This is a genomic window from Paenibacillus sp. FSL R5-0923 (assembly GCF_038009145.1).
GTDB lineage: Bacteria > Bacillota > Bacilli > Paenibacillales > Paenibacillaceae > Paenibacillus_AQ.
On the sequence record NZ_JBBPAT010000001.1, the window covers coordinates 1,029,939 to 1,043,907 of the forward strand.

10 protein-coding genes are annotated in these 13,969 nt (G+C 45.5%); 6 read left to right on the forward strand and 4 right to left on the reverse strand.

What is annotated here, in order from left to right:
- Positions 1-141 precede the first annotated feature (141 nt).
- The 5 genes from MKX35_RS04620 (at position 142) to pgmB (ending at position 8,305) form a co-directional block, all read left to right on the forward strand.
- Entirely contained in the window at positions 142-1,146 is a 1,005-nt protein-coding gene (locus MKX35_RS04620; RefSeq protein ID WP_076297981.1) for a LacI family DNA-binding transcriptional regulator, read from the forward strand.
- Between the two features lie 332 nt (positions 1,147-1,478).
- On the forward strand, positions 1,479-2,903 hold the full coding sequence (locus MKX35_RS04625; protein WP_076298127.1) for an ABC transporter substrate-binding protein: 1,425 nt from the start codon (positions 1,479-1,481) through the stop codon (positions 2,901-2,903).
- A 142-nt stretch (positions 2,904-3,045) separates the two neighbouring features.
- On the forward strand, positions 3,046-4,134 hold the full coding sequence (locus MKX35_RS04630; RefSeq protein WP_042194677.1) for a carbohydrate ABC transporter permease: 1,089 nt from the start codon (positions 3,046-3,048) through the stop codon (positions 4,132-4,134).
- The gene (locus MKX35_RS04635; RefSeq protein ID WP_042131499.1) at positions 4,134-5,225 is read left to right on the forward strand and encodes a carbohydrate ABC transporter permease; all 1,092 of its coding nucleotides are present in this window, start codon (positions 4,134-4,136) and stop codon (positions 5,223-5,225) included. Before MKX35_RS04630 ends, MKX35_RS04635 begins: the two co-directional genes overlap by 1 nt.
- 74 nt (positions 5,226-5,299) lie before the next feature.
- Positions 5,300-8,305, forward strand: coding sequence for a beta-phosphoglucomutase (pgmB, locus tag MKX35_RS04640; protein ID WP_081382672.1), 3,006 nt, complete (start codon positions 5,300-5,302; stop codon positions 8,303-8,305).
- A gap of 61 nt (positions 8,306-8,366) precedes the next feature.
- On the opposite strand, the gene MKX35_RS04645 is transcribed toward pgmB, so the two are convergent.
- Genes MKX35_RS04645 through MKX35_RS04655 form a run of 3 tightly spaced genes read right to left on the reverse strand, consistent with a single transcriptional unit; the run spans position 8,367 to position 11,664 of the window.
- Positions 8,367-9,758, reverse strand: a complete 1,392-nt coding sequence (locus tag MKX35_RS04645) for an aldehyde dehydrogenase (RefSeq protein WP_076297980.1) — start codon at positions 9,756-9,758, stop codon at positions 8,367-8,369.
- A gap of 32 nt (positions 9,759-9,790) precedes the next feature.
- Entirely contained in the window at positions 9,791-10,765 is a 975-nt protein-coding gene (locus tag MKX35_RS04650) for an aldo/keto reductase (RefSeq protein WP_076297979.1), read from the reverse strand.
- A 2-nt stretch (positions 10,766-10,767) separates the two neighbouring features.
- The gene (locus MKX35_RS04655; RefSeq protein WP_076297978.1) at positions 10,768-11,664 is read right to left on the reverse strand and encodes a LysR family transcriptional regulator; all 897 of its coding nucleotides are present in this window, start codon (positions 11,662-11,664) and stop codon (positions 10,768-10,770) included.
- Between the two features lie 96 nt (positions 11,665-11,760).
- On the opposite strand from MKX35_RS04655, the gene MKX35_RS04660 reads away from it, so the two are divergent.
- Positions 11,761-12,648, forward strand: coding sequence for a DMT family transporter (locus MKX35_RS04660; protein WP_076297977.1), 888 nt, complete (start codon positions 11,761-11,763; stop codon positions 12,646-12,648).
- Between the two features lie 114 nt (positions 12,649-12,762).
- Here MKX35_RS04660 and MKX35_RS04665 read toward each other — a convergent pair whose 3' ends face one another.
- Positions 12,763-13,860, reverse strand: coding sequence for an FUSC family protein (locus MKX35_RS04665; protein WP_076297976.1), 1,098 nt, complete (start codon positions 13,858-13,860; stop codon positions 12,763-12,765).
- Positions 13,861-13,969: the final 109 nt, after the last annotated feature.

A 13,969-nucleotide genomic window follows, 5' to 3' on the forward strand; every position in this document is an offset into this window, starting at 1 on the left:
GTTGTTTATCTTCCGAGTGAAGAAAGAGGAGGAAAGATGAATTTTTAAAATTATGTAAGCGCTTCAAAAATTCTATTGTTATTTCCAATCGGGCTTGCTATAATCACATCGAAAAGTTCCCTAAAAAAGGAAGTTATCATTATGAAGCCAACCATAAGAGATGTTGCCAGAATGGCCGAGGTGTCGATTAGCACAGTGTCACGTGTTATGAATGCACCGAATTCGGTAGTGGAGAGCAAACGGAATCGAGTGATGGAGGCTGTAGAACGATTGCGGTATCAACCTAATTCATTTGCACGTGGTTTGATTTACAAGAAGTCCTTTACACTGGGCCTGCTTATTCCGGATATTGAGAACCTGTATTTCGCAGGGGTGATTCGGGGGATGCAGGATGCTTGTATCAAGCTTGGGTATAGTCTAATGATCTGCAATACGGACCGCGACAAAGAACGACTACTGTCCTATATTGATAACTTCCATGAGAAGCAGGTGGATGGAATTGTATTCGCCAGTGATTTTCTTTACCCTGAGTATCATGACAAATTGGTCGGTTGTAGAATTCCATTTGTGCTAGTGTCCTCGCATTCCGATGAGTTCGACATTCCAAGTGTGGAGGTGGATGATGAAGCGGCTGCCTATGATGCGGTAAAGTTCCTGATTGATTTAGGTCATAAAGACATTGGTATGATTGGTTTTAACCATGATAATTCCGTATCAGGACCACCACGCTATGAGGGATTTGTAAGAGCGCTAACAGAGTCAGGGCTACAGCAGAATATTGTGAAGAGCAAATATGCCAGTCACCGGTTTGAACATGCTTATCAAGCTGCGCACGAACTATTTACGGATTACCCTGAGCTAACTGCTGTTTTCTGTGTTGCTGATGAATTCGCGATGGGGACGATTTCTTATCTGAAGGATCGTAATATTCTTGTTCCGGGTCAGGTATCCGTGATTGGGTTTGATAATCTAAGGATGTCGGGTATGTTCATCCCGAAGCTAACTACGATTGCACAGCCAATTTACGAGTTAGGGTATCGTGCGGCCGAGAAGCTGCATGAATTGCTTACAACAGGTGAAGTGCAGGTATTGAATGAGAAGATGGAGCATAAGCTGATTGTGCGGGAATCTACACGAGAAAAATAGGGGTAGTTCACTTTTGTACCACCCTCTGAAAAGCTTTTCAGAATTCAGCGCTCGTCTTAAGCAACATTTGAATATTTGCTTAGACAATAAAAATAATTTTTACCAAAACATTTCAAATACAGATTGGAAACGCTTACTTTATGTGATACTATAACAAATGTAAGCGCTACAATTAATTGGAATTTATGATTGGATTCTTTTTTAGTATAGATCCTTAGATTCTGAAAAGCTTTGCAAGGAGGTGATCTGCTACAAGCTGCTTATACATGCCAGGGTACCGGATGATTGAGTCAGAAGCAATCTCTAAAACCATTAAAGGGGATGTACAAAAGATGAAGAAAACCTCAGGACGTAAAAAGTCATTGGCTTTAGTACTGTGTTTATCCTTCACTATGATGCTGAGCGCATGCGGCGGAGGCAATAACAACAATGCAGCGCCTACAGATCCACCTGCGGCGACTACCAGCCCAACAGCAGATAACACTGAGAAAGCTACAACTGCTCCTAGCACCGAGCCATCGGGATCTCCGCTAGAGCTAGCCATGAAGGGCGACTATAAAGGAACTAAAGTAACGATGTTCGGCCCCTTCGTAGATGCTGACCAAGTGAAATTTGAGAATAGTATTAAAGAGTTTGAAGAGAAGACAGGAATTGATATTCAATACGAGGGCTCAAAAGAGTTCGAAGCTACGATAAACATTCGAGTAGACGGTGGAAATGCTCCGGATATCGCTGATTTCCCGCAGCCGGGACTGCTAGCCTCCATTGCTAAGACTGGCAAGGTTATCGATTTAACTAACGTGCTGGATCAAGCCAAATTGACGGCTAATTACAACAAGAGCTGGCTTGATATGTCTAATATGGACGGGAAAGACGGCAAGATCATGGCGGGGATCTGGAACCGCAGTAACGTAAAGAGCTTGGTCTGGTATCCAAAAAAGCAATTTGATGAAGCAGGCTACAAGGTTCCTGAGACATGGGATGAGATGATGGCTCTGACGGAACAAATTGCGAAAGACGGTGATCCTGCTTGGGCTATTGGAATCGAGAGTGGTGCTGCAACAGGCTGGCCGGCAACAGACTGGGTAGAAAATATAATGCTGCGCACAACTACACCTGAGAACTACGATAAATGGGTAAAAGGTGAGCTGCCATTTACCTCTCCAGAAGTGAAGAATGCAGTTGAAACCATGTCCAAAATTTGGCTCAACAAGGATTATGTCTATGGTGGTGCAAAATCCATCGTGACGACATCGTTCGGGGATGCCCCAGCACCAATGTTCAATAATCCTCCTAAAGCATGGTTTAATATGCTCGGCAACTTTATTACAAGCTTCTTCCCTGAAACCGCAAAGGTTGATGTAGATTATGATTGGTTTTACATGCCGCCTATTGACCCTCAATATGGTAAACCAGTACTAGTTGCTGGCGATATTTACGCGATGTTCAACGATCGTCCTGAAGTTCGTGCAGTTATGGAATTCTTTACTACAGGAGAATCCATTAAGAGCTGGGTGCAATCGGGCGGCGTAATTGCTCCAATGAATGATGCTTCCCTGGACTGGTATACCTCAGAATCCGATCGCCGGATGGCGAAGCTGGTTCAGGATGCTTCCACGCTGCGCTTTGATGGCTCTGACCTGATGCCGGGCAAAGTGGGCGCAGGTACCTTCTGGAAGGGCATGACCGACTACGTAAGTGGTACTGCGACGCTGGATCAGGCGTTGGAACAAATCCAGTCTGGCTGGAACAACTAACCTAATATTGAAAGCACACAGTTAAAAGAGGGGCAGCGAGATTTGAAGGTTCTCTGCCCCTCTTTTTGTTTTCCAAAGCGCGAGTATAGGAGGAGCTGGAGCTAATATGGGTGGACAATCACAACTACAACCACAACCACAAATGAAGCCACAATTAAAAGCCAAGCAGACGGTAAGCCTTAGGGCGGTATTGCTGTCTCTTTTAGTATTAATAGCCAATGTTGTTGTTAATGGCTCGATCTTTTTGTTCTTTCGGGATTCAACACTAAATCCGCTACTAACGGCGGTTCTGGCTGTTCTATGGGGGGTTCTGGGTGTTTATCTGATCTATTACACACTTACCTGGGCAGTCGAGCAATATCCTGATTACGTACGCCGAAAGGTATTGCCTTATATTTTTATTGGTCCGGCAGTGATTATATTGGGGTGGCTATTGGTGCTGCCTGCGCTGCGGACGCTGTATTTAAGCTTTTTCAATGCTTCTTCAGAGAAATTTGTGGGTCTCAGCAACTATGCAGCGATCTTTAGCGACCATCTAATGGCGACGGCACTGCGTAACAATTTACTTTGGGTATTCGTTGGTACACTGGCATGTGTAGCTTTTGGGCTCTTGATTGCAATTCTTGCCGACAGAAGCAGCTATGAGAAGCTAGCCAAATCGATCATTTTTATGCCGATGGCTATTTCTTTTGTAGCCGCAGGCGTTATTTGGAAGTTTGTATATTACTATCAACCCGGCGATGAACAAATTGGACTTTTGAACGCCATCGTTACTTATTTTGGGGGAGAACCACAGGCATGGACGAGTATGCTTCAGCCGTGGAATAACTTTTTCCTCATCATCATTCTGATCTGGATGCAGACCGGATTTGCAATGGTGATATTCTCGGCAGCTATTAAGGGAGTTCCTGATGACATATTGGAAGCTGCACGAGTGGATGGTGCTAATGAGGTGAAGATCTTCTTTGGAATCATGATCCCCTACATTTCAGCAACCATTCTGACTGTGACAACGACCATTATCGTCTTTACGTTGAAAATATTTGACGTCGTCATGGTGATGACAGGAGGTCAATACGATACAGAGGTAGTGGCTACACAGTTTTACCGCCAATTCTTTATGTACCGGAATTTCGGTTACGGCTCCACGCTGGCTATTGTTCTGCTGATCGCGGTGTTGCCTGTGATCATAATCAATCTACGTCAGTTCCGTAAGCAAGGGGGATTCTAATGGCCGGGAAAAAGAAGAGAAAAGGCAGCAAGACGATTGTTAATATCGTGCTGGGTGTGATTTGTTTCATTTGGCTGCTTCCGACCCTTGGGCTGTTCATTTCCTCCTTCCGTCCGGCTGCCGATATTTTGCAGACTGGATGGTGGAAAGCTTTTCCTCATCAGGAGTGGAAGGCTGGAGAGACCCTTCAGCTATCTAAAGATGTGGATCTGCGGGAGCCGATCGAGGTGAATGGCAAAACCTATACAGATGATCAGCTGAAGGCAGGCGTTAAGGCCGATGGCAGTCGTTTGATGTGGGAGAACCGCAGAGCGCGTACCATAAATCAACAGGAACAAGGCTGGAAAATGACACCGGATCTCACATTGGATAACTACAATAACGTGCTCTCGGGCAAGGAATACAAGCTCAAGCAAGCCGATGGCAGTGAAACGGTGCAAAAGGGTACCGGATTGTCGCAAGCCTTCTGGAATACACTGACGATTGCTGTTCCGGCGACGGTCATTCCGGTGTTGATCGCTTCTTTTGCCGCCTATGCTTTTGCTTGGCTACGTTTTCCTGGACGCCGCACGCTTTTTGTCATCATTATCGCAATGCTCGTTATTCCAATACAAGTGGCACTTATTCCAGTGCTCAAAGATTATACGGCTCTTGGACTGAACGGAAGTTACTTGGGCATTTGGCTGGCGCATACGGCCTTTGGATTACCGCTGGTTACCTACTTTATGTATAACTTTATCAGTCAGCTTCCTAAGGATTTGTTTGAGTCAGCTTTTATGGATGGGGCGAGCCATTTCACTATTTTCAGTAGGCTGATTCTACCGTTATCTGTGCCCGCACTGGCTTCTATCGGAATCTTTCAATTCCTATGGGTGTGGAATGACTATTTAGTCTCGCTGATTTTTATCGGCAATCAACCGTCAGTGCAGGTCATGTCGATGAAGATCGCCGACTTAGTAGGCTCACGAGGCAACGACTGGCATTTACTCACCTCGGCTGCATTTATCTCTATGCTGATGCCGCTTGCGATTTTTTTCCTGCTGCAAAAGTATTTCGTCAGAGGGCTTATGGGTGGATCAATAAAAGGTTGATTTGAACATTTCAGGAATTATAAGGATGAAGTATAGCTAATTGAACAAAACTGTGTCAGGAGGAGCATTGAGAGATGAAGATGAAACCATACGTACATCCGGCTGCGGTGTATCCTTACCGGGAGTGGAGTCTTGATGAGGAGACTTATGATGAAGAGAACAATCAAAGAAGCGAAAGTGTATTTGCTCTGGGTAATGGATACATTGGTATGCGCGGTAATTTCGAGGAAGGCTACCATGGCCACTCGGGCTCATCTGTAACAGGGAACTATTTGAATGGATTTTTTGATTCCGAGCCTATTGTGTATCCAGAGGGAGCTTATGGGTATCCTTCCCGCAACCAAGCTATGCTGAACGTGACGGATGCCAAGATTATTGAACTCAGCATTGAGGGTCATACCTTTCAGTTGAACAGTGGGCAAGTGCACCGTTATGAACGGAAGCTGGATATGCGAAATGGGATCTTGCATCGGCAGGTAGAATGGGAATCTCCTGCCGGACACAGGGTACAGCTGAACATTCGTCGGATGGTGGCCATGCAGCATAAACATTTAGCGGCCATAGATTACGAGGTCAAGGCATTGAATTTTGAGGGAACCCTAACGTTTACTTCATCGATTGATGGTGAGATCCAAAGGCCGGAGGTCACGGATGACCCCCGGCTGGGATCAGGGAGTAAGGAACCCAATTTGCTGCTAGTCGAAACCGGGCATGAGCTCGAGCAGTCCTTTTTGTGGATGAAGCAGAGGACGCGGCATACCGGGTTTTCTCTTTTAACAGGGATAAGCCACAGTCTGAAATGTAGCGCTGGATATGAAAGGCTCGTGCAGCTAGAAGATCAGCGATTGTCCATGCAATGGGTTGTTCCAGTGATAATGGGGGAAAGGATCTCCCTGACCAAGTACATTTCGTATCACACTTCTAAGGATTATGCAGAAGACGAGCTGTTAGGCAGGTGCTTAGAAGTGCAACACTTGGCGGAGAACTGTGGGTTTGAAGCGCTAGTTCATGAACAACGGGCTTTTCTGGATCAATTCTGGGCACATACCGATGTGGAGATTCAGGGCGATCTTGCGCTTCAACAGGGTATCCGTTTTAATGCTTTTCAATTGCTGCAATCCGTAGGACGTGACGGGGTTACGAACATCGGGGCCAAGGGCCTGACGGGTGAAGGATACGAAGGTCACTATTTCTGGGATACTGAGATGTATATGATACCCTTCTTTACATTTACACAGCCGGAGATTAGCCGGAAGCTACTCGAGTTTCGTTATGCTACGTTAGATAAGGCACGGGAACGGGCAGCAGTGATGTCTCAGAAGGGAGCACTGTATCCTTGGCGCACCATAGACGGGGCTGAGAACTCTTCCTATTTTCCGGCAGGAACAGCACAAATGCATATTAACGCGGATATTGCCTATGCCATTAAACAGTATGTGCGGGCAACTGACGATTATGAGTTTCTGGTTCTGGAGGGGGCGGAAATGATTTTCGAGACCTCCCGCTTTTGGGTGGATCTGGGTCATTTTAATCCAGCCAGGGAGGGTGCGTTCTGTATTGACGCAGTAACGGGTCCAGATGAGTATACAGCTATCGTTAACAATAATGCATACACTAATCTTATGGTACGGGATCAACTCTATTATGCATATGAGATAGCCAGACTGTTAGGAAAGCAGTATCCGGAGCATTTTGAACGTCTGAAGGGCAAGATTGGTCTGACTGAGGAAGAGCCTGGTGATTGGCTGGTCGCCGCAGAAAAAATGTATGTCCCTTTTGATGAGGAGCTTGGCATCTATGCTCAGGATGATACGTTTCTGACTAAGAAAAAGTGGGACTTTGAACATACGCCAGCGGATAAATATCCACTTCTGCTTCATTACCATCCGTTGGTGATTTACCGTCATCAGGTGCTCAAACAGGCAGATCTGGTGATGGCCATGTTTCTGTTAGGTGATCAGTTCAGCTTGGCGGACAAGATCCGCAATTACAATTATTATGAGCCGCTAACGACACATGATTCTTCTTTGTCACCGTGCATTCACAGTATTATTTCTGCTGAGATTGGTGATTTAGCGGGGGCGTACGCCTATTTTGACCGCACGGTACGGATGGATTTAGATGATATTAACCGCAATGTGAAGGACGGGCTGCATACTGCTGCTATGGCAGGATCTTGGCTGTCGATTGTGAATGGGTTTGGTAGGATGCGCTTATGTGGCGGTATGCTGTCCTTTAATCCTGCCTTGCCAGCACAATGGGACAGCTATCGGTTTAAAATAACAAGCGGTGGGCACTTATTGGATATTTATGTTGATAGTAAGGTAGTGATTTATACACTACTGACAGGTGAAGAGATTGAAATTCTACATAAAGGGAGCCTTGTGCAGTTAACTGTAAAGAAGCCGGTGTCTCTTTCAAATGTGAAGCAGCTTGAAGCTGTTATTTTCGAGCTGGACGGGATTATTACCGATTCTAGTGAGTATCATTATCTGGCCTGGAAAGCCTTAGCCGATGAGCTGGCGATTTCTTTTGATAGAGAGAAGCATGTACGTCTGAAGGGCCATAGTCGAATGGAATGTTTAGAGATTCTACTGGAGGGAAGCGGTCTGAATTTACCCCAACCGGTAAAAGGAATGCTCTGCAACAAAAAGAACGAAAAGTATAAACAGCTGATTCAACAAATGACACCGGATGATTTGCACCCGGGTATCCATAGTCTTCTGACCGATTTGAAGAAAAGGCGAATCCCTGTCGGGCTGGCTTCCGTTAATGAGAATGCGATGCTGATTCTTGAACGATTGAAGATCGGGCGCTTGTTTCAGGCGATTGCTGACCCTAAAAACATCCGTATGGGCAAGCCAGATCCGGAAATTTATTTACAGGTTACCGAGATGCTGGGCATATCACCTGACTGCTGCGTAGCTATCGAAGATACAGCGGAGGGGATAGCTGCCAGCAAAGCCGCTGGTATGAGGTCCGTTGGAGCCGGAAGTCCATCCTTGAAAGAGAGTGCTGAGCTCTGGTTTCCTTCTACCGCGGAGTTACATGTAGAGGAATTGGTACAGCTGTTCAAATAATGAAAAGTGGTTCCTCTGAAAAGTAGCAAGCCTCCCAGTCATGGGAGGCTTGCTGCTTTGTCTACTTCAATACTTTTCGTACTAGCTTGATCTTATTCCCATAGGGTGGGTACACAATCCCAAGGTCGATTCGTGTGCCTCTCTTAACGATGCTTTTGCGGTGGGAAAAGACTTCAAAGCTGTGCTTCCCGTGATAACCGCCGATTCCAGAGTTGCCTACCCCACCAAACGGCAAGCTAGCGTTCGCCACATGCGAGATCGTATCATTGATGCAGCCTCCTCCGAAAGAGACTCGGGAAAGCACCTCTTGTTCAACATTTTTATCCTCTGTGAATAGATAAAGTGCAAGTGGTTTTGGGTGCTCGTTAATACTCCGGATAGCTTCATCCAATTGATGATATTCCAATATGGGTAGGATCGGACCGAAGATCTCATCTTCCATAGAAGCGTCAGTCCAAGCCGCAGGATAGATTAGTGTAGGTTCAATATAACGTTCTTCTGAAATGACGGTTCCGCCCATAACCACCTTTTCCCGATCCCGTTCAATGAGACTGGCGAGTCTTTGCAGCTGGCGCTCATTTACGATCCGGCCATAATCTGTATTCGGCTGCGCATTTTGACCGTAGAATTCAGTAATCTGATGTTTGATTTTGGTGATCAATTCATTAGCAATGTCCTTATGAACGAGCAAATAATCGGGGGCGATACAGGTTTGACCGGCATTTAATAATTTTCCCCATACGATTCGCTTCGCTGCAACATCAAGATTGGCTGATGTGTCGACAATGACCGGACTTTTCCCGCCAAGCTCCAAGGTTACAGGCACTAGATTCTTCGCAGCGGCTTCCATCACGATTTTGCCGACCGGAACACTGCCCGTGAAGAAAATATAATCAAACTTGGCATGGATCAGCAGATTGGTGGTCTCTTTCTCCCCCTGAACTACGCGAATATACTGGGGTTCGAAGGTCTCCTGAATGAGCTGCTCTATAACAGCCGTAATGGCTGGTGTGCTCTCCGATGGCTTGAGGACAGCGCAGTTTCCAGCGGCAATGGCGCCTATAAGCGGTTCGATCAGCAACTGAAATGGATAATTAAAAGGACCTATAATGAGCGCGGTACCGTAAGGTTCACTTAAGATATAACTCTTCGCAGGAAATAAGTGCAGTGGTGATCTAACCTTTACGGGCTTCGCCCAACGTCTGAGATGTTTCATCATGTAACCTAGGCTGTCCAAGGTGAAGCCGATTTCTGTGGCATAAGCCTCGAACTCACTTTTTCCTAAATCCTGTTGTAAGGCAGTGATAATACGACTCTCGTATCGTTTAATACTGTCTTTAAGTTTCTGAAGCTGACTAAGCCGAAAGGCAACCTCTTTAGTTGCGCCACGATTAAAAAAGTCCTTATGCTCTTCAAGCATCACTTGAATACTAGCCGTTGTATGTGTTGTCATAATACTCCCCTCCTTCATTATAGTAGTTCAGACTATGGGAGCCGATAAAAAGCGAAAGGCTCGCCAAAGCGGAAGGAATCACTTGCCTCATCCAGCTTGCTCACTGATTCTTCGTTAAGCTGAATGGAGGTGCTATGCAAATTCTGTTCCAGCTGCTCCACGCGTGTAGCCCCCACAATAACTGTCGAGACGGCAGGACGATTCATGAGCCAAGCTAAGGAAAGTGCAGTAGAAGAGGTTCCCAGTTCTTCAGCGATCTGTCCCACTTTGTTCCCCAGTTCGATCCGTTCATGATTCAGGAATCTTTTGAAATTAGGATCGGTATCTGCTCTGGACCCTGAAGGTGCGGAACCGTTTGAATTATATTTGCCTGTGAGAATTCCGCCCGCCAGTGGAAAATAAGGAATAATCCCTACACCTTGATCAAGACAAAGGGAGAGAAGCTCATTCTCCGGGGTCCGATCTGCTAAGGAATAGCTACACTGAATTGAAATATATTTGGCGAAGCTCCGTGCCTCACTAATTCCAATCGCCTTCATTAATTGCCATGCTGTATAGTTGGAAGCCCCGATATAGCGTACTTTGCCCGAAGATACCATATCGTCCAGGGTCCGTAACGTCTCTTCGAGTGGCGTATTGGGATCGAAGGTGTGAATCTGGTATAGATCGATATAGTCCGTTTTTAGGCGGCGAAGACTATCTTCTAATTCCTGCATCAAATGGCGCCTCGAGGAGCCGCTTCCGTTAGGTCCGTCTTGCTTAACTAAGCCTGCTTTAGTGGCGAGAACAGCCTTATGTCTTCTACTTTCCAAGGCCAGACCGATGATTCGTTCAGATTCGGAGCCGGCGTAAATATTAGCGGTATCGATAAAGTTAATGCCATGATCCAGCGCAGTATGTACGATCTGTATGGAGGTCTCTTGATCCGCCCTTTTACCAAAAGCGTTTGTCCCCAGTCCCAATGCGGATACTTGTAGTCCGCTATTTCCAAGTCTTTTAAAGTTCATCTTCAGCACTCCTCATCATCCATTTTTTTAGGCTTAGTAAAAAGATCCAGAGCTGTCTCTATGAACATCTTTACAGCTATGGAAGTATCGGTAAGCGAGCTGACTGCGATATGTATATCTCTGTAGGCGTCGGGCTGCAGTTCACGGGTTACTACATTTGGAGGTAAAGATAACAAAGATAGCTCAGACATCACACCCACAGCCAGCCCCTCTTGAACCATATTAAGAGCTGTTGCATAGTTATTAACCACATATTTTACATTCAGATAGCTGCTGCTCCTGCGGAATAAATCTACCACCGGTGGTTCATAACCTGCTTTACAGATCAGCATAGGCTCACCCGCTAATTCTCTCACACCTATGACAGAACGCTCGTGCAAAGGATGGTCATCTCTGATTACAGCGTACAGCTTTTCTCTATATAGTGGGATGGTTTCGAACGCCTCGCAAGGAGCGAGCAATAAGCCAACATCAATTTCTTTGGATTCCAGCCATTCTCTGACTTCGGCGATAGAGCCCTCCTGCAGGCTAATCGTAATATTCGGATATCTTTCAGTGATAGAGCTAATAATCTTCGGTAAAAAATAGGCAGAAGCCACTGGAAAAGCCCCAATTCGAATGCTTCCCTTCTCAAGCCCCCTCTCGGCGGAAATCTCCTGATTGACCTTATCAAAGCCCATTAGAATTTCACGAAAAATAACAAGGATACGCTTGCCGAGGTCAGTAAGCATTAGACCGTTCCGTCGATCTCGAAGTAATAGCTTTACATCCAGTTCGGCTTCTAAAGAGGAAATTGCTCGACTGACAGCAGGTTGGGTCATATTCAGTTCTACACCAGCTTTGGTAAAACTACCGCTTTCCGCGATTTTGACGAACAAACGAATTTGATTATTGTTCATAACAAATATGATATGCCCCTTATGAGTATTATTCATTTCATTTATATTCTTAATTATTGTATCATTTGTGATGAATCTACACCAAGGAGTGAATACATGAATCAGCAGAAGAAAAGCATCATCCTTCTTATATTTTTGGTGATTGTATGGGGCATAAATTGGCCTATATCGAAAATCGCCTTAGACTACGCTCCACCCTTATTATTTGCAGGTATCCGAACCGTCATCGGCGGATTCATTCTGATTCTAATTGCACTTCCTAAGATGAAGGAGCTTCGCTTCAAGCAGCTATGGCCGATCTATCTGACCTCGGCTATATTAAGTATCGTGTTTTATTATGGATTTCAGACAATTGGCTTGCAGTATGTACCCGCAGGATTATTCTCGTCCATTGTATTTCTGCAGCCGGTATTGCTGGGCATTTTTTCATGGCTGTGGTTAGGAGAGAGTATGTACGGGCTCAAAATGGCAGGTCTGTTGCTAGGGTTCATCGGAGTTGGCTCCCTCAGTATTGGAGGACTTAACGGAAGCATCTCTATATGGGGAATTGTGCTTGCTTTAGCCAGTGCTTTGAGCTGGGCATTAGGAACGGTATATATGAAACGAAATGCTGTGCGCGTGGATATGCTATGGATGACCGCTATGCAAATAACGATCGGTGGTATCATTTTGCTGCTTTCGGGATCTGCTACAGAGAAGTGGTCGGATATCACCTGGAGTGGAACGTTTATAGCCGATACAATATTTATTGCAGTCTTTGTGATCGCTTTAGGCTGGCTGATCTATTTCAAGCTGATTAACGAGGGAGAGGCAGGGAAGGTCGGATCATTCACTTTTTTGATTCCACTGATCTCGATAGGTACTAGCGTAGTCTTTTTAAATGAGCAGATTACTTTGAATCTTGTGATTGGTCTATTGCTTATTGTTAGCAGCATTGTTCTGGTGAATGTGAGGATAGGACGTGCCGCGAAGCAGTCGGTTTAGTTAATTTATGTGGTGATTGTAGTAATCAGGGGCGTATGAGGGCATATTGATGAATAGGCAAGCATAAACGCCTTCGGCATCCTTATATTTGAACAAAAGGGACACTCCCGAAGCTTAAAGCTTCTGGGAGAGTCCCTTTTTAATAAAACGTAAAGCGCGTGCGACTTCAGCCGTTGAGGGCCGAGTGGCTACAACATAAGTAGCAGATTTAGCACGCTCTACTTCCTCCAACACCCGGTTTAAGTGACTGAAGACCGCACCAAGATCACGAATGCTTGATAGCGAACAATTCCCTTGTAGTTCAGAGAAACTGGCCAATTGCAGGTCACGAGCACGCTCTATACAATCGGCAAGAGAACGTTGGCATTCGGCGTCTGATAAGGTTCTGGTTCCATAAAGAGCAATGCAATCTGCGGTTGATTCCAGCACATCCTTCATCCAGTCCGAAGAGGCGTGATGCGCTGGCAGAAGACGAATATCGTCGGCGATTTCTTTGACGTAGGAATGAATGCTTTTTAGATGTGAGGTAGCCTGTATGAGTCCCTTCAGTTCACCCCGGCACTGATAATGTGTGAGGGTATAGAACATTTCTTTCTGTTCCCGGCTGCTATTCGACAGGAGTTTACCTGCTTCCTCCAGCAAATTATCTTTCGGAGAATCACGTCTTACGCCTACGAGATCTTTTAATGCATCCGCAAGTAGAAGACTTCCTTCGAATGCCAATGCTTTTACCTTGACGAACCTGTTCGGCGGCACGATAATCATATTGATGACCAGGGCGATCAGCACACCAATAAATGTTTCCCCTATTCTCCAAAGCACGTAGTCATTCTGGTAAAAAGTAAGAGCTAGAACGGAAGTAACACCCACCTGTGAGACAGCTTGAATGTTCATCTTACAGGCCGTAGCGATGCCAATCCCGATGAGTAGAATGAGCAGGATAGAAAGCCCACCTACATCAAAAAACTGGCCAACAATTAAGCTAACGATCCCGCCAAGAATAATGCCGATCAGGCGGTAGATTCCTTTTTCTAGCGATGCTTTAACACTGGCTTGAGTGATGAGGATAGCCGCAAGGGGTGCAAAGTATAAATATTGGCTACCATATATGCTGTGTACGGCGACCCATGAAAGTGAAGCGGCCAGCGTAATTCGTATCATGTAAAGTGAGAAACCATATTTTTCAAGGCGGTCTTGTAACCCCTCGTTCATTATCATTCATCTTCTTTCGGAAAAAAATGAAAAAACTGTCTGGTCTTTCAGTTCGTTTTCATTATAACACCTTAAAAAAGGCTTGGAGGACTGGATATTTTACAAAGTT

What these genes read in the sequence shown, in the direction of transcription:
- MKX35_RS04665 (WP_076297976.1), bottom strand. Translation starts at nt 13,860, where the DNA reads ATGAACGAGGGGTTACAAGACCGCCTTGAAAAATATGGTTTCTCACTT.
- MKX35_RS04655 (WP_076297978.1), bottom strand. Translation starts at nt 11,664, where the DNA reads ATGAACAATAATCAAATTCGTTTGTTCGTCAAAATCGCGGAAAGCGGT.
- MKX35_RS04625 (WP_076298127.1), top strand. Translation starts at nt 1,479, where the DNA reads ATGAAGAAAACCTCAGGACGTAAAAAGTCATTGGCTTTAGTACTGTGT.
- pgmB (WP_081382672.1), top strand. Translation starts at nt 5,300, where the DNA reads ATGAAGATGAAACCATACGTACATCCGGCTGCGGTGTATCCTTACCGG.
- MKX35_RS04645 (WP_076297980.1), bottom strand. Translation starts at nt 9,758, where the DNA reads ATGACAACACATACAACGGCTAGTATTCAAGTGATGCTTGAAGAGCAT.
- MKX35_RS04630 (WP_042194677.1), top strand. Translation starts at nt 3,046, where the DNA reads ATGAAGCCACAATTAAAAGCCAAGCAGACGGTAAGCCTTAGGGCGGTA.
- MKX35_RS04650 (WP_076297979.1), bottom strand. Translation starts at nt 10,765, where the DNA reads ATGAACTTTAAAAGACTTGGAAATAGCGGACTACAAGTATCCGCATTG.
- MKX35_RS04660 (WP_076297977.1), top strand. Translation starts at nt 11,761, where the DNA reads ATGAATCAGCAGAAGAAAAGCATCATCCTTCTTATATTTTTGGTGATT.
- MKX35_RS04620 (WP_076297981.1), top strand. Translation starts at nt 142, where the DNA reads ATGAAGCCAACCATAAGAGATGTTGCCAGAATGGCCGAGGTGTCGATT.
- MKX35_RS04635 (WP_042131499.1), top strand. Translation starts at nt 4,134, where the DNA reads ATGGCCGGGAAAAAGAAGAGAAAAGGCAGCAAGACGATTGTTAATATC.